General features: G+C 40.0%; 25 protein-coding genes. 18 read left to right on the top strand and 7 right to left on the bottom strand.

What is annotated here, in order from left to right; all coding sequences use genetic code 11:
• The first annotated feature begins 605 nt into the window (after positions 1-605).
• The 10 genes from AC6FXG_RS07400 to AC6FXG_RS07355 all read left to right on the top strand — a co-directional run bounded on the left by AC6FXG_RS07400 (position 606) and on the right by AC6FXG_RS07355 (position 9,720).
• On the top strand, positions 606-1,370 hold the full coding sequence (locus tag AC6FXG_RS07400) for a ParA family protein (protein WP_075574339.1): 765 nt from the start codon (positions 606-608) through the stop codon (positions 1,368-1,370).
• A gap of 10 nt (positions 1,371-1,380) precedes the next feature.
• On the top strand, positions 1,381-2,208 hold the full coding sequence (locus tag AC6FXG_RS07395) for a ParB/RepB/Spo0J family partition protein (RefSeq protein ID WP_075574340.1): 828 nt from the start codon (positions 1,381-1,383) through the stop codon (positions 2,206-2,208).
• A gap of 21 nt (positions 2,209-2,229) precedes the next feature.
• Positions 2,230-3,111: a PhzF family phenazine biosynthesis protein gene (locus AC6FXG_RS07390; protein WP_500572176.1), complete on the top strand. Its 882-nt coding sequence runs from the start codon at positions 2,230-2,232 to the stop codon at positions 3,109-3,111.
• 74 nt (positions 3,112-3,185) lie between these two features.
• Positions 3,186-3,827, top strand: coding sequence for a cyclodeaminase/cyclohydrolase family protein (locus AC6FXG_RS07385; protein WP_075574342.1), 642 nt, complete (start codon positions 3,186-3,188; stop codon positions 3,825-3,827).
• Between the two features lies 1 nt (position 3,828).
• Positions 3,829-4,950, top strand: coding sequence for an aminotransferase class V-fold PLP-dependent enzyme (locus tag AC6FXG_RS07380; protein WP_500572175.1), 1,122 nt, complete (start codon positions 3,829-3,831; stop codon positions 4,948-4,950).
• A 17-nt stretch (positions 4,951-4,967) separates the two neighbouring features.
• Positions 4,968-5,468, top strand: coding sequence for a DUF4446 family protein (locus AC6FXG_RS07375; protein ID WP_500572174.1), 501 nt, complete (start codon positions 4,968-4,970; stop codon positions 5,466-5,468).
• Positions 5,469-5,481: 13 nt separating this feature from the next.
• On the top strand, positions 5,482-5,997 hold the full coding sequence (locus AC6FXG_RS07370) for an adenine phosphoribosyltransferase (protein ID WP_075574345.1): 516 nt from the start codon (positions 5,482-5,484) through the stop codon (positions 5,995-5,997).
• Positions 5,998-6,688: 691 nt separating this feature from the next.
• The gene (locus AC6FXG_RS07365; RefSeq protein ID WP_500572173.1) at positions 6,689-7,345 is read left to right on the top strand and encodes a hypothetical protein; all 657 of its coding nucleotides are present in this window, start codon (positions 6,689-6,691) and stop codon (positions 7,343-7,345) included.
• Positions 7,335-9,566: a DUF3160 domain-containing protein gene (locus AC6FXG_RS07360; protein ID WP_500572172.1), complete on the top strand. Its 2,232-nt coding sequence runs from the start codon at positions 7,335-7,337 to the stop codon at positions 9,564-9,566. Before AC6FXG_RS07365 ends, AC6FXG_RS07360 begins: the two co-directional genes overlap by 11 nt.
• Positions 9,550-9,720: a hypothetical protein gene (locus AC6FXG_RS07355; protein WP_500572171.1), complete on the top strand. Its 171-nt coding sequence runs from the start codon at positions 9,550-9,552 to the stop codon at positions 9,718-9,720. Before AC6FXG_RS07360 ends, AC6FXG_RS07355 begins: the two co-directional genes overlap by 17 nt.
• A 611-nt stretch (positions 9,721-10,331) precedes the next feature.
• Here AC6FXG_RS07355 and AC6FXG_RS07350 read toward each other — a convergent pair.
• Positions 10,332-11,396 (bottom strand): patatin-like phospholipase family protein, encoded by a 1,065-nt coding sequence (locus AC6FXG_RS07350; protein ID WP_500572170.1) that lies wholly within the window; start codon positions 11,394-11,396, stop codon positions 10,332-10,334.
• Between the two features lie 96 nt (positions 11,397-11,492).
• Here AC6FXG_RS07350 and AC6FXG_RS07345 point away from each other — a divergent pair, with 96 nt between their 5' ends.
• Together AC6FXG_RS07345 and AC6FXG_RS07340 are read left to right on the top strand one after the other, a co-directional pair.
• On the top strand, positions 11,493-12,128 hold the full coding sequence (locus AC6FXG_RS07345) for a hypothetical protein (protein ID WP_500572169.1): 636 nt from the start codon (positions 11,493-11,495) through the stop codon (positions 12,126-12,128).
• Positions 12,125-12,475, top strand: coding sequence for a Spx/MgsR family RNA polymerase-binding regulatory protein (locus AC6FXG_RS07340; protein ID WP_500572168.1), 351 nt, complete (start codon positions 12,125-12,127; stop codon positions 12,473-12,475). Before AC6FXG_RS07345 ends, AC6FXG_RS07340 begins: the two co-directional genes overlap by 4 nt.
• 103 nt (positions 12,476-12,578) lie before the next feature.
• On the opposite strand, the gene AC6FXG_RS07335 is transcribed toward AC6FXG_RS07340, so the two are convergent.
• The 3 genes from AC6FXG_RS07335 to AC6FXG_RS07325 form a co-directional block, all read right to left on the bottom strand.
• Positions 12,579-13,190 (bottom strand): ParB N-terminal domain-containing protein, encoded by a 612-nt coding sequence (locus AC6FXG_RS07335; RefSeq protein ID WP_500572167.1) that lies wholly within the window; start codon positions 13,188-13,190, stop codon positions 12,579-12,581.
• 76 nt (positions 13,191-13,266) lie between these two features.
• Positions 13,267-13,914 carry an alpha/beta hydrolase gene (locus tag AC6FXG_RS07330; RefSeq protein ID WP_500572166.1) on the bottom strand — a complete coding sequence of 216 codons (648 nt, stop codon included), beginning with the start codon at positions 13,912-13,914 and terminating at the stop codon, positions 13,267-13,269.
• Positions 13,915-14,022: 108 nt separating this feature from the next.
• Complete coding sequence (locus AC6FXG_RS07325; protein ID WP_500572165.1) at positions 14,023-14,517, bottom strand: NUDIX hydrolase; 495 nt, start codon at positions 14,515-14,517, stop codon at positions 14,023-14,025.
• A gap of 343 nt (positions 14,518-14,860) precedes the next feature.
• On the opposite strand from AC6FXG_RS07325, the gene AC6FXG_RS07320 reads away from it, so the two are divergent.
• On the top strand, positions 14,861-15,430 hold the full coding sequence (locus AC6FXG_RS07320) for a PepSY domain-containing protein (RefSeq protein WP_500572164.1): 570 nt from the start codon (positions 14,861-14,863) through the stop codon (positions 15,428-15,430).
• Positions 15,431-16,299: 869 nt separating this feature from the next.
• Here the strand turns inward: AC6FXG_RS07320 and AC6FXG_RS07315 are convergent.
• From AC6FXG_RS07315 to AC6FXG_RS07305, 3 genes are read right to left on the bottom strand one after another with little or no spacing between them, the layout of a single operon-like run.
• The gene (locus AC6FXG_RS07315; RefSeq protein WP_500572163.1) at positions 16,300-16,824 is read right to left on the bottom strand and encodes a chromate transporter; all 525 of its coding nucleotides are present in this window, start codon (positions 16,822-16,824) and stop codon (positions 16,300-16,302) included.
• A complete protein-coding gene (locus AC6FXG_RS07310) occupies positions 16,821-17,330 on the bottom strand; it encodes a chromate transporter (RefSeq protein ID WP_500572162.1) in 510 nt (169 codons plus the stop codon). Before AC6FXG_RS07310 ends, AC6FXG_RS07315 begins: the two co-directional genes overlap by 4 nt.
• Entirely contained in the window at positions 17,330-17,800 is a 471-nt protein-coding gene (locus tag AC6FXG_RS07305) for a Fur family transcriptional regulator (RefSeq protein ID WP_099951383.1), read from the bottom strand. The genes AC6FXG_RS07310 and AC6FXG_RS07305 overlap by 1 nt, the downstream gene beginning before the upstream one ends.
• Positions 17,801-18,304: 504 nt before the next feature.
• Between AC6FXG_RS07305 and dnaA the strand changes: the two genes are divergently transcribed.
• The 5 genes from dnaA (at position 18,305) to gyrB (ending at position 24,092) form a co-directional block, all read left to right on the top strand.
• A complete protein-coding gene (dnaA, locus tag AC6FXG_RS07300) occupies positions 18,305-19,678 on the top strand; it encodes a chromosomal replication initiator protein DnaA (RefSeq protein WP_500572161.1) in 1,374 nt (457 codons plus the stop codon).
• Positions 19,679-19,827: 149 nt separating this feature from the next.
• Positions 19,828-20,925, top strand: coding sequence for a DNA polymerase III subunit beta (gene dnaN / locus AC6FXG_RS07295; RefSeq protein WP_500572160.1), 1,098 nt, complete (start codon positions 19,828-19,830; stop codon positions 20,923-20,925).
• A complete protein-coding gene (locus tag AC6FXG_RS07290; RefSeq protein ID WP_331712818.1) occupies positions 20,922-21,128 on the top strand; it encodes an RNA-binding S4 domain-containing protein in 207 nt (68 codons plus the stop codon). The genes dnaN and AC6FXG_RS07290 overlap by 4 nt, the downstream gene beginning before the upstream one ends.
• Complete coding sequence (gene recF / locus AC6FXG_RS07285) at positions 21,128-22,168, top strand: DNA replication/repair protein RecF (protein ID WP_500572159.1); 1,041 nt, start codon at positions 21,128-21,130, stop codon at positions 22,166-22,168. Before AC6FXG_RS07290 ends, recF begins: the two co-directional genes overlap by 1 nt.
• A gap of 13 nt (positions 22,169-22,181) precedes the next feature.
• Positions 22,182-24,092 carry a DNA topoisomerase (ATP-hydrolyzing) subunit B gene (gyrB, locus tag AC6FXG_RS07280; RefSeq protein WP_075574361.1) on the top strand — a complete coding sequence of 637 codons (1,911 nt, stop codon included), beginning with the start codon at positions 22,182-22,184 and terminating at the stop codon, positions 24,090-24,092.
• The last annotated feature ends 3 nt before the right edge of the window (positions 24,093-24,095 follow it).

Here is a 24,095-nt window from a genome sequence, read left to right as displayed (position 1 = left end):
TATTTCTAGTCGTGCTTGACGATTAGTTTTCTTTGTTTTTAACTTGCATTTAAAGTCTGACTTTTATTTGCATTCTTGTCTGCATTATAAGTTGTTACTTATTAATTGTTCCACGTGGAACATTTTTTATTTTATATGCTCTTGTGCTTGTACTTTTAATTTTAAATGGCAATTTGTTTTTCAAGTTTTGTCGCTTTTCATCTTTGTTTAATAATTAAAATTTTATTTCAACTTTCCTGCCCATACGCTTCTAATTTTAAATCACAGTTTATTTTTCCAATTCTGTTGATTTTCATCTTACATTTGAAATTGTTTTTTTATTCCTAATATGCTAGCAGCGTGCCTTCAATTGCAAATTGCGTTTTTCATTTAACTTTACACGGCCTTATGTTCATGATTTTTAATTAAAATTTCTTCTTTCAATTCTGTTGTCCCACATCTTTGATTTGCAAATCGCATTATTATTTCAAATTTCCTGGCCGTATGCTCGCAATTTTAAATCACAATTTATTTTTCGATTGTTCCACGTGGAACAATTTAAAAAATAAATCCCATTAGTCTTTTATTCTTGGTCCTTTTATGGTATTATAATTATAGGAGGGCTTATGGCAAATATTTTATCTTTTTTTAATCAAAAGGGCGGCGTTGGCAAGACTACAACGACCTTGAACTTAGCTGCAGCCTTGGTTGACAAAGGCCGCAAAGTTTTAGTTGTCGACGTGGACCCCCAGGCAAATTTATCCTCGGGTCTCACAGATGATTCCACGAAAATCGTGGGCAATATTTATGAGCTCATCATGGAGGATGCAGATATTTCTTCTGTGATTTCCGATACCACTCACAAGGGCCTAAAGCTCATTGCTGGGTCAAGTGATTCTGCAGGTATGGAAATCGAGCTAGCTGTAAATGGCAACTGGCATTATCTCCTCCGAAATAAATTGCAAGAGGTCAGTCCTCTTTACGACTACATTTTTATCGATTGTCCGCCAAGTCTGGGCATACTTTCGCTTATGAGCCTAAATGCTAGCGACGGGGTTATATCGACCATCCAGTCTGAATACTACGCGCTTGAAGGCGTGACCCAGCTGATGAAAACGGTTAACTTGGTCAAGGAAAATTATAATTCTGGCCTTGAGATCAAGGGCATCTTACTCACCATGCATGACACCAGAAACAATCTGGCCCAGGATGTAGAGGCAGAGGTCAGGGGATTTTTTAAGGACTTGGTCTTTAAAGCTTCCATCCCCAGAAATGTAACTCTGGCGGAGGCACCCAGCCACGGTCTATCCATTTTTGACTACGATAAAAGATCTGCCGGTGCCCAAGCTTACAAGAAGTTTGCAAACGAATTCGACAAGCGCTTTAGATAAAGGAGTCTATATGAGAAAAAATAAATCACTGGGCAAGGGCTTGGATGCACTTTTCGAACAAGTCGAAGAGACTAAGCACATCCCTAAGGAAGAGATCCAAGAAATAGAGCTAAGTAAAATTAAAGCCAATCCCGACCAAGTTCGCAAGGACTTTGACGAAGATGCGATCAAAGAATTGGCCGAGAGCATAAAGTCTCACGGACTTTTGGAGCCAATCCTGTTAACTCCATTTGAAGATGGGTATATGATAGTTGCAGGGGAGAGGCGGTACAGGGCGACCATTAGCCTGGGCAGGGACAAGATCCCAGCAATTGTTAGAGACTTCCCCAAGGAAGACATCAAAAAGCTTTCCTTGATTGAAAATATTCAAAGGGAAAATCTAAATCCAATTGAAGAGGCCCTGAGCTATGAAGAACTCATGAAAGAAGCTGGCCTAACTCAGGCTGACTTTGCCAAGGAAATTGGTAAGAGCAGGAGCCATGTGGCAAATGTCCTTAGACTCTTGAAGCTTGACCCCCACGTAATGGAAGATGTTAGGTCTGGGGCTATTAGCTTTGGCCACGCTAAAGTGTTATCTGGCCTGCCTCTAAAGGACCAGCAGGTCTTGGCAAAGAAAATTAAAGAGCTTGGCTTAAATGTCCGTCAAACTGAAAAAGAGTCCAAGAAGGCCAAGGGCACAGTAGAAAATATTTTTATTAAAGAGATTGAAGAGGACCTGCAAAATAAATTTATGGCTAAGGTCCGCATCAATGACAAAAAGGGCAGAGGGTCGATCGTCATAGACTACCATTCCATGGACGAGCTTGACCGACTAATTGAACTATTAAATCACATTTGATATAATAAGAAAGGTGATTATATGAATTTAATGGACTTAAGGCTAATTACAATTGATAGCTTCACGCAGTGCCGCTTTGGCGGTAACCCGGCCGCAGTTGTGCCGGAGTGCGAAGAAGTCCCTCAAATGTATTATCCGCAAATTGCAAATGAGATCAACCTCTCACAAAGTGCTTTTATCCACAACCGTGAGGGCGGCAGATTTTTTATAGAATTTTTTACCCCGACTCAGGAGATTAAATTTTCTGGCCACGCAGCTATAGGCGCCTTTTATGTCCTGTCTAACATGGGCTACATCAGGCCTATAGAAGAGGGGACCAAGAGGGCAGAGCTGGAGCTCAAAGACGGGGAAATCCTAGATGTAAATATAGATTATATGGACTATGAAGTCGAGAAGATCGGCATAGTTATGGATAATAAATATTTTAAACTAGAGAATGCCGGCGTCGACAAGTCCAGGATTGGACAGATTTTAAGAATCGAAGAAGACAAGCTTGGCGACATTCATCTGGGCGGTTACTTTAACCACGACCTGATTGTCTTTGTCAAAGACAAGGAGACCTTAGATATGGCAAAGCCCGATATGTTTGACCTGATAACTTTGAGTGAAGACCTCAAGGCATCTGGCTTATACCTAGTCTACGCCTCAGTTGACGGGGACAAGAAATTTGCCTACACCAGGTATTTTTCACCGGCCATTGGATTTTTTGAAGAAGCGGCCACAGGTTCTGCAGCGGCTTCAGTTGGAAAAATCCTCTTGGATAAAATCGGGAGAGACCACATTACAATCTACCAAGGCCAGGCCATGAAAAGGCCCAGCCTAATTGAGATTTACAGGGAAGATGGCCAAATCGTAATGAGCGGAGTTGGCAGGATAGTTACTGATAGCGTAATGCATTTATAAATTGCAAAATACGTTTATCATATATATAATAGGAAGAGAAAAGCAAAATATTTTTATAATTATAGGAGGACAATATGAAATTAATTGATTTAAGCTTAAGAGATTACAATAAGGAAGTTTTTGGAGAAGCTCCAGCACCAGGCGGCGGAAGCGTTTCAGCCTATGCAGGTTCACTCGGTGTTGCCCTAACTCAAATGGTTGGCAGCCTCACAATCGACAAAAAAGCTTTTGAAGGTCTCACAGAAGACGAAAAAGCTGAAATGAGAAAAATCCAAGCTGAACTCGATCCAATCAGAGAAGAGCTAGAAGAAATCGTTGACACAGACGCATCAAGCTTTGATGATGTTATGGCAGCTTTCAAACTTCCAAAGGAAACTGACGAAGAAAAGAAAGCTAGAAGTGCAGCTATCCAAGAAGGCTACAAGAAAGCTCTTGAAATTCCTCTAAGAGCAGCTGAACTCTGCTTAAAGGCTCTAAACCTACAAAGCATTTACGCAAACTGCGGTAACAAAAACGCTATCACAGACGTTGGAGTTGGCACACTTCTACTTCAATCAGGACTCGAAGGCGCTCTCTTTAATGTACTAATCAACGTAAATTCAATTAAAGACGAAGAATACGCAAACGGCATCAGAAAGAAAGCAGACGAACTTCTAAAAGAAGCAGCAGATAAAAAAGCTGAAACTCTAAAGATCGTTTACTCAAAACTCCAATAATATGATTTATCTGGACAATGCAGCAACCTCTTGGCCCAAGCCTCCCTCTGTAAAGGAGGCTGTGGCCCAGGCTTTTGACTATGCTGCAAACCCGGGCAGAGGAGCTCACCAGCTGGCTATGAAGTCAGCTCGTGAGGTCTTTAAGGTGCGCGAAAAAATAAAAGACCTGATAAATGCAGAGTCTACAAAAAATATAGCCTTTACAAAAAACTGTACTGAAGGCTTAAATATCGCAATGTTTGGGTCTCTCCAAGCTGGAGACCACGTCATTACAAGTGTATATGAACACAATTCCATCCTCCGCCCCCTCCACGTTTTAGAGGAGAGGGGTATTGAGCTGGATATTTTAGATTGCCCAATTGATGACCTTGCGGATAACATACTAAGAGCCATCAAGCCAAACACGCGGATGGTTGCAATCTCCCACGTGGATAACTTGGTCGGCAGGGTCAAGGATATCAAAAAAATTGGCAACAGCCTATCCAGGGATATTTTATTTTTGGTCGACGCAGCCCAATCCATTGGCCACATGCCAATAGATGTGGAAGAGGCGCGGATTGACCTCTTGGCAGCACCTGGCCACAAGGCCCTTATGGGGCCCATGGGAACAGGCTTTTTGTATGTGCGCGATGAGACTGCTATTTTGCCCTTTATGGTTGGCGGCACGGGATCACGCAGCCAGTCCCTGGTCCACCCGGACTTTGCACCCGACAAGTACGAGGCGGGCACTGAAAACCTCCACGGAATTGTGGGTCTGGGCGCAGGTATAGACTGGATCAATGAAGTTGGTATAGAAAAAATCGAAGCCCATGTCAAAGACTTGGCCAAGACTTTTTATAAGCTGGTAAAAGATATGCCTGGAGTAATAGTCTACGGGATTGAATCCGATGACCAAATCACCAGCATAGTAAGTTTAAATATAAGTGACAGGGACAGCGCCGAAGTGGCCACGGCCCTAGACAGGGAAGGGGAGGTTGCCGTTCGCAGCCAAATGCACTGTGCACCGCTTTCCCACAAACACTTCCATACCCTAGATCAGGGCATGGTAAGGTTTTCATTTGGCTACTTTAACACCATGGATGAGGTCCAAGAAGCCGCAAAAATTTTAGAAAAAATAATTTAAGATAATTAGGTAAAAACATGTTAGAAAAATATCAAATGGAAATTATCTACGGGCTAGGCGGATTGTCGGCAATACTTTTAATCCTGGTTATAATAAACATGAATCGAATCAAAAAACTAAAAAATCGCTTCGACAAAATGGCCGGCTACGAAGATATAGACCTTGAAAAGCTACTGGGCATACTTAGAAAAGATATAAATGACATCCACACGGGAAATATCTTGAGAGAAGAAAAGATTGCAAAATTGGAGCAGGCCTACAGCTTTACTATAAACAAGGTCGGCTTTTACAGGTACAATGCCCTGGCCAACGAAAAATTAGGGCGAGGTGGCGACCTGTCCTTTTCGATTGCATTTTTGGACTCCTATTACAACGGCTTTATTTTGACCAGCATCTACGCTGGCAGCCAGTCCATCAGCTATGCCAAGCCAATTAGAAACAAGGGATCCAATATCCCCCTCTCAGAAGAGGAGCTAATCGCCATAGACAAGGCAATACGCGGCGATATTATAGAATAGAAAGAGTGAAATTATGGATTTAAAAAAAGAAATAGCAGTTATAGAAAACTTTCCCAAAGAGGGCATATCCTTTAAGGACATTACAACCCTCTTGCAAAACCCAGAAGCCTACAGGGAAGCGGTCAAGCAACTCGCAGAACCACTAAGAGGCAAGGGGATCAAATACATTGTAGCCCCTGAAGCTCGCGGCTTTATCTTTGGATGCACAGTCGCAGTTGAGCTGGGCATAGGCTTTGTCCCTGTTAGGAAAAAGGGCAAGCTCCCAAGGGAAACTGTATCCTACAAGTACGAAAAAGAATACGGGGAAGACGAACTCTTCATCCACAAGGACGCCATCAAACCTGGCGACAGGGTTGCGATTGTCGATGACCTACTGGCAACAGGCGGAACCATTATGGCCTGCGAAAAACTCCTCAAAAATATGGGAGCAGAAGTTGTGGATATAGGATTTTTGATTGAACTAACCGGCCTCAAAGGCAAGGACAGATTGGAAACCGAAACCTATTCCATTGTAAAATATGAATTCTAATAAAAATTTAAAGTAGTGGCTGACTTAATGTCGGCCATTTTTTGTGGGAAAATTTAGGAAGGGTTGATAATTGCTTTGGAAATAATTTTTATATTTAATATTTCGACCGCTGGATATCGAGTCTCCGCGGCTGAAATGGCCACCATAAAGGATGGCCTCTACCTTAGTTCTGACAAGCATCCGTAAGAAATCATCTTCATCGGAAAATCGCTCTGCGGTGTAGGGGGCGCGGTTAATCTCGACCATTTCAGACCCGATACCAGGTTTATCCCGGTTGAAGAGACGAGCTTAAATGTATTTATAAAATTAAAATAACATTATATAAATAAATCCTCAATTCATTAGGAACATTAATCATAGCTTTTCCTAATCCAATCCACGGTGAAGCGTAACGCTTTATCAGGTATCGGACTAGGAGGGGTTAATATATATGTATAATGAGTTGTGTATGTGTATAATTTGTGTCAATCGAAGTATCGCTCTGCGTTGTAGGGGTCGCGGTTAATCCCGACCATACGAGAACCTGAACCCCATTTATGGGGTGAGGGTTCGCAAGTTTGTATGGTTCATGATTATTATTTTCAAAATATAATAATATTAATCTGCATATATTCTAAAAAGTTTGCACCCAATCTGAAAATTTTCTCCTGCCTTGCAATTATTATGCTAAAGTACTATAATTATCTTAGATATGAGATATAAATTCACTAGGAAAAAATTAATATGGGTATTTTTGCTTTTGCTTGTATTTATCTGGCTTATATTTTTTGCAAAAAAATCTCAGACTTACGAAGTTTATGACGAAGACAATCGCCCTTGGCAGATGACTGTGGTCCGGCCCCTTTGGTCCAAGTACTCAAACAAACTTATTTTTGAATCGGGAGATGAAAAATTCATCCGTGACTTTAAGGGCAAATACGAGCACAATATCTATAAGGTCCAGACCGGCCGGGTGAACGACGAGACCAACTTTGACATTGCCTTCGGGGTTTACAACAAGGCCCCCTCTCACCAGGTCTATGCCAAACGCATGTTCATCTACTATATCGATGACGGGATCCTGCGGCCCAAGTTCCGCTGTTCGCGTTTTATCAGGCCCATGGTGGACTTTGCCTTGGCCGACTTGGACGGCGACGGCTTTGACGAGATCTACACCATAGAGAAATATAAGGACCAGTATTCTTTGAATATGTACAGGCAGTACGATTTGAAAATCGAATTGATTTCATCATTTGATTTGGATTTCAAGGCAGATTTTTTCCTAATAGACCAAGGCCTATTTATTGTAGGCGACCAAAAACATCAAGTGTACTTAAAAAATGAGGAGGTAAGTATATATGAAAACTAAGAGAATTATCGCTCTAATCCTGGCACTAATGCTAGTATTTGTATCCTGCAAGCGCCATGACGGGTCTACGAGCGGAGACAAGGAAAAAGATCCTGACCCAGTAGAGGTTAAGGAAAAGGAAGACAAAGACAAAGACCAAGATAAAGATAATAGTAAGGCCGAAAATAAAATTAACGAAGCCCAGCTCTTGTCCTTTTTTAAGCTAAAGGGTCCCAAGCAAGGCGATTACGCTTTTGAAAAACCCCAAGCTAATGTCGAGCCCTATGTAATAGAAAAAAACCTGGCCAATGTAGATGGCGTTAGCGATTACATGCGTGAAAAGCAACCAGACGCCATTAAGTCAATAGAAAAAGACGGTTTTGCTGTCACTTACGAGCTTTGGCAACAGCCATTTTCCGTCTATGAAAACAACCAATACACCTTTAGAAATTCCTTTGTAACGACGGACTCAGTCCTCCACCTTTATAATATAATCTATCTGGGCCTTCTGGAAAATATGGAGGCAAATGGCCTAAGATCCAAGCTCCTGGCCATGACAGAGGGCCTCTTGGAGACAGCTCTTGATGATCTGGACGAGGACCCAGCTTCTATTAGAAATGCTGCTTTATTTTACACTGGCCTCAGGCTCCTTGGCGAGGATGCCGATGTGCCAGCAGAGGTAGAGGAAATATCTGATGCAGAGATGGCCAATATCGATGGTGAATCCATGGCCATATCCAATATCACCGGAGCCCGAGTCGACTACTCTATGTTTAAGGTCCGCGGCAACTACACCAAGTCTGAAGACTTAAAATCATATTTTAAGGCCAATATGCTCTATTCGCAAAACTTTTTTAGAGTCTTAGATTTCTCCAATGAACCCGAATATGAAGCCATTCGATCAGCCATCCTCTTGTCCAGACTCTTAGTCATAGATGAAAAGGCTGCAAATCTGTGGAAGGAAATCTATGAACCCATCAGCTTTATGGTGGAATCAACAGAAGATTTAACTCCTTTAAAGCTCGCTGAAATCGTTTACGATGTTACTGGCGACAGCAATTTTGATAAGGAAAAAATTAGCTCAGACATAGTCGTGAAAAAGGTTGCCGACGTTTTAAAGTCCATGGAAGGGCCGAAAATCAATCCGACCAAGGGCATGCAAATGTCCTTGCTCCCACAAAGGGCGGTTGTGGATAACATCTGGCTCCAAGGACTCATCGACGATCGTCCAGCCTCCATGCGCCCAGTCGCATCTGGCGTTGATGTGATGGCAGTCATGGGTAATGACCTGGCCTACAATATTTCATCCACAAATGAAAAGAATTTAAAATGGGATGAATTTTTAGACAGACTCGAAACTATTAAGACCCAAGTCACTTCCAGGACTGATGAAGAAAAAAGATCCAATATCTACCGGACCTGGCTGTGGACACTTGAGGGCTTTAACAACCAAGATTTAACTGGCTATCCGACCTTTATGCAAAATGAAAAATGGGCCTACAAGGACCTAAACACAGCCTTAGCATCATGGGCCCAACTCAAGCACAATACAATTCTTTACTCCAAGCAATTTGGGGCAGAAATGGGCGGCTTTGAACCAATCCCAACCCACCACTATGTAGAGCCCAATGTCGAAGTCTATCAAAGACTCATTTGGATGACCGATTACACAAGGGAAAACGCAGAAGCTTATGGAATTCTTGACGCAAAGAAAAAGAAAACCCTGGAAGATTACAAGGACCTCTTGGAATTTCTATCGGCAGTCAGCGAAAAAGAACTACGTGAAGAAGCCATTAGCCAAGCCGAAAACGATAGGCTAGAAGCCATTGGCGGAGAAATGGAAAACATTTTCCTAGGCTTCTATGTACCACCAGAAGATGAAGAATTTTCCATAGGAGCCAGCGAAAGGGAAACCCAAAATATAGCCGACATCCAAAGGGTAGGATCCAATGCAGTAGGCGAACCTGAAGGCTCTTACCTAGAAGTGGGCAGCGGAGTATTCTCGGATATATATGTAGTCTTTAGGTCAAACGGCCAATACTATCTGGGCAGGGGTGCGGTCTTTAACTACTACGAATTCCTCTCTGAAGAAAGGATGACCAACGAGGACTTTGCCATGAGACTTGGCGGCTTCTGGACGGGAGTCAGACAAATGGATATGGAAAATAAAGAAGAAGTAGAAATCGTCCACCCATTTTTTGAAAAAGAACTCTATGAAAAAATAATTGACAGATTTTATTAAGAAAATTGCAGGCCAAAAACCTGCAATTTTTTTGTGGAAAAATCTAATTTATAAATTTATAAGTAAACAAGCTCTAATGCAAAAAATAACAGAAGAGGAAAAAGTCTCCTGTCGACAAGAGAGAGTAAAATCTTCTGGTGTTAAAAAATATTAGCTCCCACTCGTTCATCTTTTTCACCCATTCCCAATCCTTATCCCAATTCTCACTACTTTTGAACAAGCAACCTATATATAAATAAAAGCCGTCCACCCTCTATCTAGATTCGAACTAAAGCGCAACGCTTTATTGTGTGGCGGACTAGTAACTGTTGTTTTTTACTTAAATTGAATTGAGCTTTTATGCTTCTATTAGTAATGTTTAAATGATGAGATGAGTGATGATGGTTAACGGGCAAGTGTTAATGGATTGGACTACATAATTAGCTTTAACCATAATTTCTTTATAATTTTCATACAAGTATCACTTTTATTTAAAAAAACTCCCGACTTCTAATTACATTTACACTAAAGCGCAACGTTTTATTGTGGAGCGGATTAGAAAGATTCTATTCTTTATTAAATTATTTATTAATAAAGAGTTTTTGATCTATTACTTTGAATGATTCATTACTTAGTAGATGTTAAGTAATAAATCAATATATGAGAAAGTGAGTGGAAAATTTCTTTGAACAGACATACACTAATGTTTAAATGATGGCAAGTGTTTAAGCAATTTTCTTCCACATACAACTTCCAATAAAAAACCACCCTTACGGGTGGTTACTTCTACCATCTGCTTGGGTAGAAGTCTGCTTCCTGCATTTGTTCTGCTATGTCTTTTATCTTGTAAGTTTTAAATTTGTCCAGGTTTTTCTTGGCCATATAGGTTTCGGCCAGGGCGACCATGGCGTCTACCAGGCTATAGTCGTAGTCCAATTGGAGATTTTCCTCTACCATAGGCAGGTATTTATCAAAGAGCAGGCGATATGGCGATGAGACTTGGCCCTCTTCTTTGGTCATTACAAGGCCAGGCATGACCTTTGCCTCAAAAATTTTTAGGGCTTCTTCTTCGGAAATTTTTTCAAAATAATATTCGTCGCCTGATAAGTTTTTGAGTTTTTTAATGGCATCCATATAGCCCATTTGAATGAGCTTGTCGGCCTTTTGGGTGTTGAAATTTAAAACGTTGTTGATCTTGGTCGAGGGCTCAATGACTATGGCGTCCTTAGGGAAGTTCCTGTCTCTTAAATCCTTGGGGTTGGCCCTGATAATAAGAGGAGTCAGTCCCATATCCACCACCATATTAAAGGGAATACGATTGTACATACCCCCGTCCAAAAAATATTTGCCGTGGAGCTTTTCCATCTTAAAAAACGGCAGGTAGGCAGACCCAACTATATAGTCGAGGAGGAGGCCCTCCTCAATTTGGTCTGCAAAGACGTCCTCGGCCTTTCTGTCGGTCACATTTAAAGTGGCCAGGCCAAAACGCATCTTGGAAGCTCTAATCTTGTCCTCTTCTAAATTATTGTAAACCAGGCGTTTCAAAGGCTCTGGTGAAATTGTTCCGTTTTTAAAAATCTTAATGGCGTTGGCAATTATAGTAAGTATATCGTCGTTGTCGTCAAAAGCTTTAATTTCGGGTTCCTCAAATTCGGACATGTTAAGTGTCCGCCACATTTCCTTGCACTTGTCGACCTCGCCGCAGACGATAAAGGCCCCGTTGATGGCCCCAATCGAGGTCCCGACAACCGCTTCAAATTCATAACCCAATTCCTGGAGGGCTTGGTAGGCTCCAATTTGGTAAGAACCCTTGGCCCCGCCACCCTCAAGCACTAATCCATATTTAGTCAATTTCTCCCACTCTCCTTGGCACAAATATACAACAATTTTTAAAAAAAAGCAATAGGCGTCCTCAAAATTGGGTAAGAGTCTACAAACGGAGGACTTATGAACAGCTTTGATAAAAATAATTTAAATAACAATGAGGACCAGGCCCAAAACCTGACCCCCTTGGATATAAATACAATAAAAGCAGAACTAACAGAAGAAATTCAGGACCTATATTTGACCGAGAAAGAAGGTTTTTTCAAAAAACACTTTAAGCGCATATCCAACCTTCTTCACAAGGCCAAGGAAGAGGCCCTGGAAGATGTCATGGTGGACATATTTAAAGACAAGAATGAGGGCACTATTGACGAAGTCATAACGATTGCATCTAATATCAATGTACTCTTGGACTTCAAATATCGCTTTGTAAATCTGGGATCATTTTTCGCCCCCATCTGGAAAGTCCTCTTCCCGTTTTTCCTATCCTTTGGTGCTGTCTTATTAACCGTGAGGTCTATCAAGGACCTGGACGTCCGGTCCCTCTTTGGCATATCCATAGCGACCTTCGTCCTCATTGTATTGGTTATAATCGCAGTGGCACTCTCAATGGCCTTTTTTATAATCAAAACTCGGCACAAGCGGATGTTTGCCATCTATATAAACGAAAGACTAGAATACATCATCCACTCAGAATTCCTCAGGGGAAATCTGGTTGACATTAATAATAATAAAAATATGAAAGGAGAAAACAAATGAAATTAATTGCCTACAAAAAATGCACCACCTGCAAGGGTGTGGAAAAAATGCTAGAGGAAAAGGGCATAAAATACGACTACAGGGACATCAAAGAGGACAATCCAAGTGCCGCTGAAATCAAAAAATGGCACAAAAAATCCGGCCTGGACATCAAAAGATTTTTTAATACATCCGGACAAATCTACAGAAACGAAGGGCTCAAGGACAAACTCCCCGACATGACTGAAGAAGAAAAATACAAATTGCTGGCCACAGACGGCATGCTCGTAAAACGCCCAATCCTAATCACCGATGACGGAGACATCTACGTGGGCCCAGATGTAAAAAAATATATAGAAAATATGTAAAAAATAACGCCCCGCCGGGCGTTTTTAATTAGATAAAATATTTTAAAAAAACCGTGTGAAGAATATTAAAAACATCTCACTCTATCAATTGTTCTCTGCTTATTCACTCTCTCCTCATGTAATAATCATCACAAAACTTATCCCACTTCTCTTTATATTCCTCATGTTCAAGCAATGTCAAGTCTTTTGCTGTGTATATATTTCTTTTTCTTGCTTCATCAAAGAAGTAGTCGAAGTTATCGAAGTCTTGGCTCCAATAAGCGTAGACATGCTTAAAACCAAGGATGTGCGCAAGGTAAAGGCGTGTGTGGCCATCTAGTGACGCGTAAGTGCCTTCATGCATAACAACTGGTATAATCACATCTTCCTCTCTATTAACAAAAGTCCTCACTGCTTCTAATTTATCTCTATCGACAAAGAACTGTATTGGCTGAATTTTTCCTAGATCAAGCTTAAAAAACTCTAGATCTTTAAATGTCTTGACTATTTTTCCACTTTTTTGATCATAAAATCTTGTAATCTGCTCTGCATTAAAGCGAAACTCGTCAATAACCTCGCCAAAGTAGGCTTCATCGCCTTTTATGAGAGCTTCCCTCTGTGAAATAATTTTAATTTCTATAGGCACATCGCCATTTACAAGGTAGCAGCCATGCTGATTAAGTGCTTCCTGACTGAACCGATTATCGTCGTAATTATTTATTCTACTTATGCGCATTTTTTCTCCTAATATTACTCTTATAACATTGACATACTTTTCGCTCATCCCACAAATCTAGAAACTCAAAGGATATTTAATTTTTATCCCTATTGAGCCATTCAGCAATTTGTTCTGATAAGCAGCTTGATTTTTCTGTATAAATCTCATGAGTCGAATTTTTAATAATTTTAATAATAATATCATCGCGATTAGTTTCGTAGTATTTTTCAATTTTTATTTTTTTATATTCAAAAGCATAATCTGGACTATCCGCGACAAAAAACAATACCCTGGAACATAAATCAACTTCAAAAATATCTTTATAATCATCAGCTATGATTTTCATTAAATTTGAGATAGTATCAGGATCCATATTCAACTTGTTTTTGATGATAATATCTCTTGCTTCTTGTATTTCTTCTTCTAAATCTCTATTTTCAAAATCATAACCAATGATACCCCCATCTAGAATAATTAGTTTGCTAGGATTTATTTCTTTATTAAATTTAAGTGCCAAATCTGCACCCATTGAAAAAGCCATGACAATAGAATCTTTAGGAATACTGCTTTTCAACCACTCTACAAAATCTTTCTCATCAAGTATTTTTACGTTCACATTAGAATACTGGCCTGGTATATCCAAAAATTTTATTTCGTACCCATACTTAATTAATTCAGTGTTGAACAATTGTATAGAGTCTTCAGTAGATCCTAAACCAGAAATAAAATATATTTTCTCCATAAAAATCTCCTATATTTATTGGTCCAATAATACAAATCCACTCTTTAAAAAATTTAAAAACTTATCTTAATATTATTTTATATACTTATGATAAATATTACAAGCTTCCTATTTCCCTTTGTTTCTCTCGTCCGTAACTATGTGCTCTACGCCCCTATAGTCTGACTGGAGATAGTCTTTCATAAAGGTTGGGTAGGCCTTGTATTTATCAAGGTCTTCTATAGGTATCCAGTGCATGGTCTCTTTAAGTCCTGACATTGTAGTGCTTTGGCTATTAAGATCCTTGTTGCCCTTAGGCTTAATCATATAATAGAAGGTGATTTCATGGCAGTCTACCCCTTTTAAGCCTGAACTTCCAGTAAAGAAATTCTCGTGGATGACGGCCAGATAATCCACCTCATAGTGGATCCCTGTTTCTTCAAATACTTCTCTTTTTACGGCTTCTTCAGACGTCTCTCCCAAGTGGACTCCTCCGCCTATGGAATAGTAATAGTCATCGACTTCATTTCCTGCAAAGAGGACGCAAGAATCCTCAACTATAATAGCTGCCGCCCTATATCTAAACCACTTATTTTCTTTTCTAAAACCACAATCGACTTCCATTTTTATCTCCCTTAAATTCATTTTTTATTTATATATTATTTTATATTTTTATGATAAATATTACAAGTGGATTTTCTTTGATTTTTTTGTGGGCGGTCAAACGATTATACAAGAGCTTGCGTGAGTTGTTATACCAATCGGTCAATTTTTTGGCGACCATTTGCGTACGAGGCGGAAGTTGTAGAGGTTACCTTTATGGTAACCTCCGCCTCGTGTGCAAGGATCGCCGCTACAGGAAATTGACCTCTTGGAACATGTTTTTAAAATAAAAAATATAAATGTGTTAAAAATCCCCTTCCTGGGTAAGTATGTGAAGTATCGTAAAAAAAGAAAGAATGATTTAATGAAGAAATTAATTTTAATAATGGCCCTGGCCCTAGGTTTTGCAGGCTGCCAAAAGCCAGCTAATACACCTACGCCAGCAAAGGCCGACACTCAAACAGAATCTAAGGCGGATGTTAAGACAGATACAAAGGCAGACGCTGATATTATCAGCCTAGCTGATGCCGTAAAGGTATTTACAGACAAGTATCCAAATGCAAGCATCGAAGAGATCAGCTTTGAAAAAGAAATGTCAGGCGACGAATACGAAATCGAAGGCTTTGATGAGACCCACGAATACGAACTAAAAATTTCCGCTGCTGACGGTTCAATTATCAAAGAAGAAGCAGAAAAAGACCGGACATCAGATAATAAGGCCATAGACCTATCTTTACTTTCAAAGGTAGACGGCTTAATTGAAAGCGCCCTAAAGGACGCAGGCCCAGATTATTACTTGGATTCATATTCTATTGATTTTGAGGAGACCGGATCCTTCAATCAATTGGAAATCGAAGTTAAAACCAAGGCCGGCAAGGACATTGAATACGAATACAATTTAGAAACCGGCGAATTGATTAAAAAAGATAAGTAAAATTTTCCCCCAGAGATGGGGGATTTTTTTTAAGTTATTTATTTCGTACTTATATATCCAATTTTCTATCCCAATATTTTAACATATTCAATTCAAATTTCTATTCCAATTTCTTTGGAGTATTCAATGCGAATTTTTTATTCCAATAATCTATGTTGTTAAAACAACATGGATCTTGAAAATTATTGTTCTCATCAAAATACCCCCTTATTGCCATGTCTGGATTTAAGAGGGCGGTGAATAATGACTGGCATTTATTTTTTACAAAATTCTTTATTGCAAATTTTTTATATTAAATTCAATTTCTTATTCTAATTATACACGTTGTTAAAACAACATAGATCTTAAAAATTACTATTTCACAATTTCTTTCAAACTATTTGTTTCATACTTGTATTTAAAAATCAGCCTATTTCATCCAGTAAAATAAAATTCGACTAAACATTTACATAAATATCTTAAGATTAATAGCTCCAACCCACATAAAATATAAAAGTCAAAATATCTCAATAATCCACATAAAATATAAAATTAAAAGTATTCCATTAATCTATGTTGTTAAAACAACATGGATTTTGAAGTTTTTTTGCAATTTCTTATTACAAAATTTTTTATTGTGTACTTATATATCTAATTATATCCAATTATATCCAATTTTCTATCTCAATTTTCTAATATATTAAACTCGAATACTCTATTGTCTTTTCTATCCCAATAATCCACGTTGTTAAAACAACATGGATTTTCAAAATTATTTTCTATTGCTAATTTTCTAATATATTTAATTCAATTTTCTATTCCAAATTCTTATCCATTATTGTTTTTTCCACAAAAAATGACAACCGACCATCCGATTGCCATTTATTTTTTTATTCCAAATTTTTTATAAAATATCCGATTGCCACGATTATTATTAGTATCAGGGCTGGGTGGACTTTGAGGACCACTGTTAAGACCACGGTTAGAGCCATTAATATTATTGCAGGCCAGGTTTTTTTGTAGTTGGAAAAGAGATTTACAAAGCTCATTGTAATTAGGGCCAGGACCGCTGGTTTGGTTCCAATCATAAACTTTTCTACATAGGGGTTGTGCTCGATCAAATTAAAAATCAAGGTCAGACATAAAATTACAATAAAGCTGGGTATTACAATTCCCACCACCGCAATTAGGGCGCCAAAATTCCCTGCTATGTGTTTGGCAGATGCCACTCCAATATTTACTGCCAGGGGCCCGGGCACGCTTTGTGCCACGACCAGGACGTCCATAAAGTCTTCTTCGCTAATGTATTTCTTTTTGATAAGTTCTTCTTTCATTACTAGAATCATCCCGTAGCCTCCGCCAAAGCTGATAAAGCCGAGCTTCAAAAAGGTCAGAAAAAATTTAAAATAATTCATAAGATCATCCTCACAAAGCCCATTATAAAGATTACAAGTATGGGGTGGACTTTTTTTGAATAGATGAGGCCAAGACTCATCAAATATAAGACAAGTGATGTCCAATCGACCATGGCTGGTTTAAAAAGCATGGCAATGGCCGACAAAATAAAGCCAAAGACGGCTGGGCGGAGGGCCTTAAAAATCTTTTCCTTAACTGGGGACTTGTCGTATTTTTTAATGACATTCATAAGAAGGATAAGGAGCAAAACGCTGGGCAGGCAGACTGCAAAGGTGGACACAAAAGCGCCTAGGATTCCCATTTTTTCCTTGCCAATAAAGGTCGCCGCATTTACCGCAAAACTCCCCGGGGTCATCTCAGACAGGGTGATTATCTCGTAAAAAATTTCCTCCGTGATAATGCCCGCCTGGATAAATTCCCGCTTAAAAAGAGGGAGCATGGCATAGCCGCCCCCGAATGAAAATAAGCCAATCTTAAAAAACTTTTCAAATAAAATCCAAAGCATTAATGGTCACATGCCCCTTTATTTTTGCTAGACTCTTTGCACTTGCAAGTCTTTTGGCAGTCCTTACAGAGGCCGTAAAAATTTAATTCATAGTCTTCCACCAAAAAGCCCTCGTCCTCTGCCAATTGTAAAAGGCCTGGCACAGGCTTTCTCATGGTCTCAATGACCTTGCCGCAGCAGGAGCAAATCATGTGGTTGTGGTCTCTTTTTATATTTTTGATCTCGTACCTGACCACATTGTCTTTGAGAACTACCTTGTCTAGAATTCCCAGTTTGTTAAAGAGAACAATATTCCTATATATGGTTGCCGTGCCGACATCGTGGTCTTTTTCCAGTTCGGCAATGGCCTCTTGAATGGTAAAATGCGACTTGGTCGTATTAAAAAAATTGTATATATGCCTGCGTGGCGTAGTAAATTTGTAGCCGTTGTCGTTTAAAATGCTCTTGACTTGATTTCTATCTAATCCCATCTTTGCCTCCTCTTAGTCTTTTAATATATTCTAATTATATAATAAGATTTCTCAAATATCAAGCGTATTGAGAATTTATTTAAATTTGAAAAGCCTTTTGATTTTCACTTTTAAAAAAATATTTGTATATGCATTTTAAAATCACATTTATGCAGGTCATTTGAATTATAACTTCATATCTGCTATAATAAATATACAAATTCCTTTGCATAGAAAGGGCTTTTGTGGTATAATAGCTGTGGAAAATGTGAGGAATTTTGAAGATATTTTTTTAATTTTTTTAGTTTTTAACAGGCCAGCCTGGGTAAAATGTGAAAAAAATCACTCGATTGTTAATATCCTTTAACAAAAGGCATTTTTCAATCTTTATAAGAGTTTTTTAAGATTTTTTCGCCAGGTAAAACTGTGTAAACATCAAGTTATTAAATACATTTAACATCTGTCCTGTGAAAAACACTTTCAACATACTTGGAAAGTTTTTAACAGGCTGTGAAAAGAGGAAATATGACCAGTGTAGAAATTTGGACGGAAGTGCTGAAAAAAATGCAGGCTGAGTATTTTATGTCGCCTACAGAATTTTCTGCCTACATCCGCGTTTTAACTCCTATTTGTATCAAGGATAACAATTTAATATTGCTTGCTCCCAATCGCTTTACTTTAAATATTGTAGAGAGGCGGTTTATAGACCATTTGGAAAAGGCCATGGCTGGGATTTCTACCATGAAACTAAGACTTATCACTCCCGAAGAGGAGGATAAGTATGTCAAGGAGGCTGACGAAGTCCTGCCTGAAGTGGATTTTTCCATGCCGGGCATAAGGCCCGTTTTGGATCCCAAGTACACTTTTGAAAATTTTGTTACCTGCGATGCAAACTCTATGGCTCACGCAACTGCCTGGGCGATTTCCAACAATCCGGGTACGGTTTTTAACCCGTTTTTTATCTACGGAAAAAGTGGAATCGGCAAGACCCACCTTATGCAGGCCATCGGCCACAAGGTTTTGGCTGAAAATCCTGAAAAGAGGGTCCACTATGTGTCGACCGAATCCTTTACCAATGAACTGATTTTTTCCATTAGAAATACCAAGGACCCTTCTATGAAGGCCAATTTTAAAAACAAGTACAGGAATTTGGACGTCTTACTTATAGACGATATTCAGTTTTTGGAGAGCAAGGACGTGGTCCAAGAGGAATTTTTCCACACCTTTAATGCTCTGATGAGCAAGGGGGCTCAGATTGTAATGGCGTCTGACCGCTTGCCCAAGGAGATTAAACCTATAGAAGAGCGTTTGGTCAGCCGCTTTGAATCGGGAATTGTAGCCGATATCAAGATGCCTGACAAGGTCACCCGCTATGCGATTTTGGAAAAGACTTCTGAATTTAACAAATACCAGGTCCCATCCGAAGTTATGTGGATTATTGCAGAAAATATTACCAACAATATCCGCGAGCTGGAGTCGGCCATTAGGAGGACCGATGTCAGGGCCAAGTTTATGAATGTTGAGCCCGGCGATGTCAGGGGCTACGAGAGAATTTGCAATGGGGTTTTATCCGAGATGAAGATGGCGGCTAGGAGAGAGGTAAATATTACTCCCGACCAGGTTTTGGAATACGTTTCCCAGCGTTTTGGCGTTGAGGTTTCAGATATAGTTGGTTCTAGTAGAAGCGCCCAAGTCTCCAAGGCCAGACACATTTCCATGTATCTGATCAGGGAGCTTACCGAACTTTCTTTTCCAAATATTGGAGCTTATTATGGCAAGGACCATACTTCGGTTATTTATGCTTGGAATAAAATTAGAAATTCCACAGCCAAGGACCCGGGCCTAAAGCGCTCAGTTGACAAGATGGTAAGGGAAATTAAAAAATCATCCTTCAGATGATGTTTATAAATATCCCCAAGATATAAACAAGGAAAATCTTATAGGCAATGGCTTGTGACCATTTTTTAACATATTTCACAGGCCCTACTACTATTACTATATTTATAGTATATTATTAAGGCAAAAATTTTTGCACTTAGGAGGGAATTATGCATTTTATAATTCGTGTTGGTGATTTATTATCAGCTATCAGAATCGCTTTGCGCGGTGTTAGCAAGGGTTCTCAGTCTTCTCTTTTAGAGGGCATCCTCTTTGAAACCAGGGGTAAGGACCTGATTCTCTATTCAACTGATCTGAGGATTTCCGTTAAAACCAGTGTGGAATGCGATGTAAGAGAAGAAGGAAAGTATGTTTTTAATTCAAATATAATTTATGATATTGTTTCAAAACTCAAATCCAACGATATGATTGAGGTTAAAGTTGACGGGGAAATGGGGGTTAAGGCCACTTCGGGCAGGAGCCGCTTGAATTTCCAAGCCCTAAATTCTGGAGATTTCCCAGAGTTTCCAACCCTTAACGACGACACCAGATTTACCATCAAGGGGGACGCTCTTAAAGACCTCATCAACAAGAACAGGATTTCAGTTTCTATAGATGAAAATAGGATGATCTACACCGGTATTAAATTCCAGGTAAACGAAGAAAAGCTAACGGGCGTAAGCCTTGACGGCTACAGGGTTACCATTGTGGATAAGCCAATTCATTCAAATGCAAACGATGAATTTATCGTTCCTTCTGTTTCCCTTTATGAAGTGGAAAAACTAGTCAAGGACGATGACGAAGTTACCATTATGCGGGCCAAAAATCACGCCATGGTTTTATTTGGGTCAACTGCAGTCTACACCAGGCTCTTTGACGGGGACTTTTTCGATTACTCTGGTCTTTTGGCTGAATCCGGTCCAACTGAAGTTGTTTTGGACAAGGATGTTTTCAAGGAATGTTTGGATAGGTCCATGATTGTGGCCAAGGGCAATTTAAATATGGTTAGATTAGACATAAAAGAAGGCAACATGCACCTGGGTTCCACCGGTAATTTGGGGGAAACTTCAGACGATATGGAAATTCAAAAAGCTGGCGAGGACTTGGTTATAGGTTTTAATCCTAGGTATTTAAAAGAAGGGGTATCCCTCTTTGCTGACAAGACTGTCCGACTGGTTTTCAGGGATTCAGCTAGCCCATTAAATGTTTACGGGACCAGCGAAGACGGCCTTAAATATATTTTACTACCAGTGAGGTTACAAAATTGATTTTAGAAGTTAGACTTGATACAGAATTAAAAAACGCCCTCAAGCTGGCGAGCCTAGTGGATTCTGGCGGAGTTTCCAAGCACCTTATAAAGGACGGCCAGGTCAAGGTAAACGGCCAGGTGGAAACGAGACCATCCCATAAGCTATCAGACGGGGATGTAATTGAATTTAATGGCGAAGAAGTGACTATTTCTATTATATAATGGAATTAAAGAGCATTTTATTTTACAATTTTAGAAATTTTTCATATGAGTCTTTGGACATAAGGCCCGGCATGAACCTGATTTACGGGGAAAACGGGGCCGGCAAGACGACTTTTTTGGAAGGCCTTTACCTGGCCTTAACGGGAACTGTATTTAAGGACACCTATTATGATTTGGTAAAAAGAGACCAGACCCAAGCAGGGGTCAGGGCCAAGTTCAAAGAAGGCGTTCGCGATATGGAAAAAATCGTCTATATAAAAAAGGATAATGGGGTTCTTCGCGAGATTAACGACAAGCGGGTGGGGAGGATTAGAAATTTCAAGACCCACAATGCGGTTGTCTTTGAACCCTATGATACTTTTATTATAGATGGGAGCCCGGGACTTAGGCGGCGGTTCTTGGACGATATGATCCAGGACGTCAGTCTGTCTTACGAGAAAAATCTTAGGGACTTCAACAATCTTTATAGGCTCAGGAATGAATACTTGCAGACGGCAAATCCCAAATTTCATTTGGATTTAATGGATGGCGATTATATCAAGCTTTGCCAGGCCATAAACCATGACCGAATCAAGTATATGGAGCTTTTGGAAAAGAGGACGGCCAGGCATCTTTACGATATAGATCCAAATTGGAAGGTCAAATTTTCTATAGACTATTCCTGGGACAGGGAAAATCCAGGTGCCTTTAGAGACCAAGCTTTGGCTGAAGACCTGAGGCGGCGCTATTCCACTTGGGGGGTCCACAAGGACGATATAGTCATTGAATTTAACGGTCAGTTGGCAAAAACATCTGCTTCTCGTGGGCAAAAGAGGGCCATTGTGGTCTCTATGAAGCTGGCTAACTTGGATATATTAAAGCGATTATCCAATCGGGAGTCCATAATTTTGCTGGACGATTTATTATATGAATTTGATTCCATTAGAAATGCAAACTTGGAAAATAAAATTAAGGGTATGACGGCATTTGTGACCTCGACTTCACTGATGGATGCGGATGCGATTATAGAAATAAAAGATAACAAGATGAAATATTTATAAGAAAGAGGTATTTATGGAAAATAAAAAGAGAGAGTATGGAGCTTCTAATATCCAGGTTTTGGAGGGCTTAGAACCAGTTCGTCTAAGGCCTGGTATGTATATTGGTTCCACATCTGAAAGAGGTCTCCACCACTTGATTTACGAAGTTGTGGACAACTCAATCGACGAGGCCCTAGCTGGCGTTTGCGATACCATTAGCGTGACAATTAACGAAGACGGATCTGCCACTATTGAGGACAATGGTAGCGGTATTCCAGTAGACACCCACCCAAAGACAGGCAAGTCAACAGTTGAAACAGTACTTACAATCTTGCACGCAGGTGGTAAATTTAATAACGATGCCTACAAGGTTTCGGGCGGTCTCCACGGGGTTGGGGTTTCAGTTGTAAACGCCCTTAGTGAATGGTTGGTGGCCACTGTCAAGAGAAATGGCAATATCTACCAGCAAAATTTTGCCCGCGGCAAGGCCATTAGCGAGCTGGAAATTGTGGGCAAGGCTGAAGGCACAGGTACAACTATTTCCTTTATGCCAGATGCAGAAATTTTTGATACAGTTATTTTTGATTTCGATACCCTAGAAGACAGGCTAAGGGAAATGGCCTTCCTAAACAAATCAGTTAGGATTGAGCTGGCTGACAAACGCCCAGGCCAAGAAAAGGACAAGGTCTTTAAGTACGACGGCGGTATCCAAGAGATGGTCGAGTATTTAAATAGGTCCAAGACTCCTATTTTTAAGGAAATAATTTACTTTGATGAAGAAAGAGATGGCCAAGAAGTTGAATTTGCCATCCAATATACAGATGCCTACAGTGAAAATGTGGTGACCTTTGCTAACAACATCCACACACCAGAAGGTGGTAGCCACTTATCAGGCTTTAGGACGGCTTTAACCAGGACTATTAACGACTACGGTCGTAAATTTAATATTTTAAAAGAAAAAGACTCCAACCTTTCAGGTGATGACGTTCGTGAAGGGATAACTGCAGTTATTTCAGTTAAGCTGGCCCAGCCACAATTCGAGGGGCAAACCAAGGCAAAACTTGGTAACTCAGAGACTTCTTCCATTGTAAACTCTGTTATGGGCGACTGCCTAACAGCTTACTTTGAAGAAAATCCAAAGATTGCCAAGGCCATTATCGACAAGGCAATTAAATCACAACGCGCCAGAGAGGCCGCCAGAAAGGCTAGAGAAATCTCCAGGTCCAGGTCTATCCTGGATTCAGCAACATTACCTGGTAAACTTTCAGACTGCCAATCCAACGACAATGGAATTACAGAAGTCTTCATCGTCGAAGGGGACTCAGCTGGTGGTTCAGCTAGACAAGGCCGTGACAAGCACTTCCAAGCAATCCTGCCTCTAAGGGGTAAGATTATGAACGTCGAGAAGGCAAGGCTAGATAGGATTTTGGGCTACGAAGAAATCAAGGCCATGATCACAGCCTTTGGCACGGGTATTGGCGAAGATTTTGATTTGGAAAAGCTCAGATACGGCAAGATCATTATCATGACGGATGCTGACGTCGACGGCGCCCACATCAGAACTTTGCTCCTTACATTCTTCTTTAGGTACATGACGCCTCTTATCGAAGAGGGCCATGTCTACATTGCCCAACCGCCTCTATACAAGGTAACCAAGGGCAAGACCTTAAAATATTGCTACTCTGACGATGAGCTCAGTGAATTTTTGGATGAAATTGGCCGCGACGGTATCAATATCCAAAGGTACAAGGGTCTTGGGGAAATGAACTACGACCAACTTTGGGAAACTACCATGGATCCTGAAAAGAGAGTTCTCCTCCGCGTTAATATCGAAGATATGAACAAGAGCGACGAGATCTTTACCATGCTTATGGGTGACAAGGTAGCACCGAGAAGAGAATTTATAGAAGAAAACGCTAAGTACGTTTCAAACTTGGATATATAGGTG

Source organism: Ezakiella massiliensis, assembly GCF_059862345.1.
Note: the sequence above shows the minus strand (reverse complement) of the source record. Positions and strands in the feature narration are given on the sequence as shown.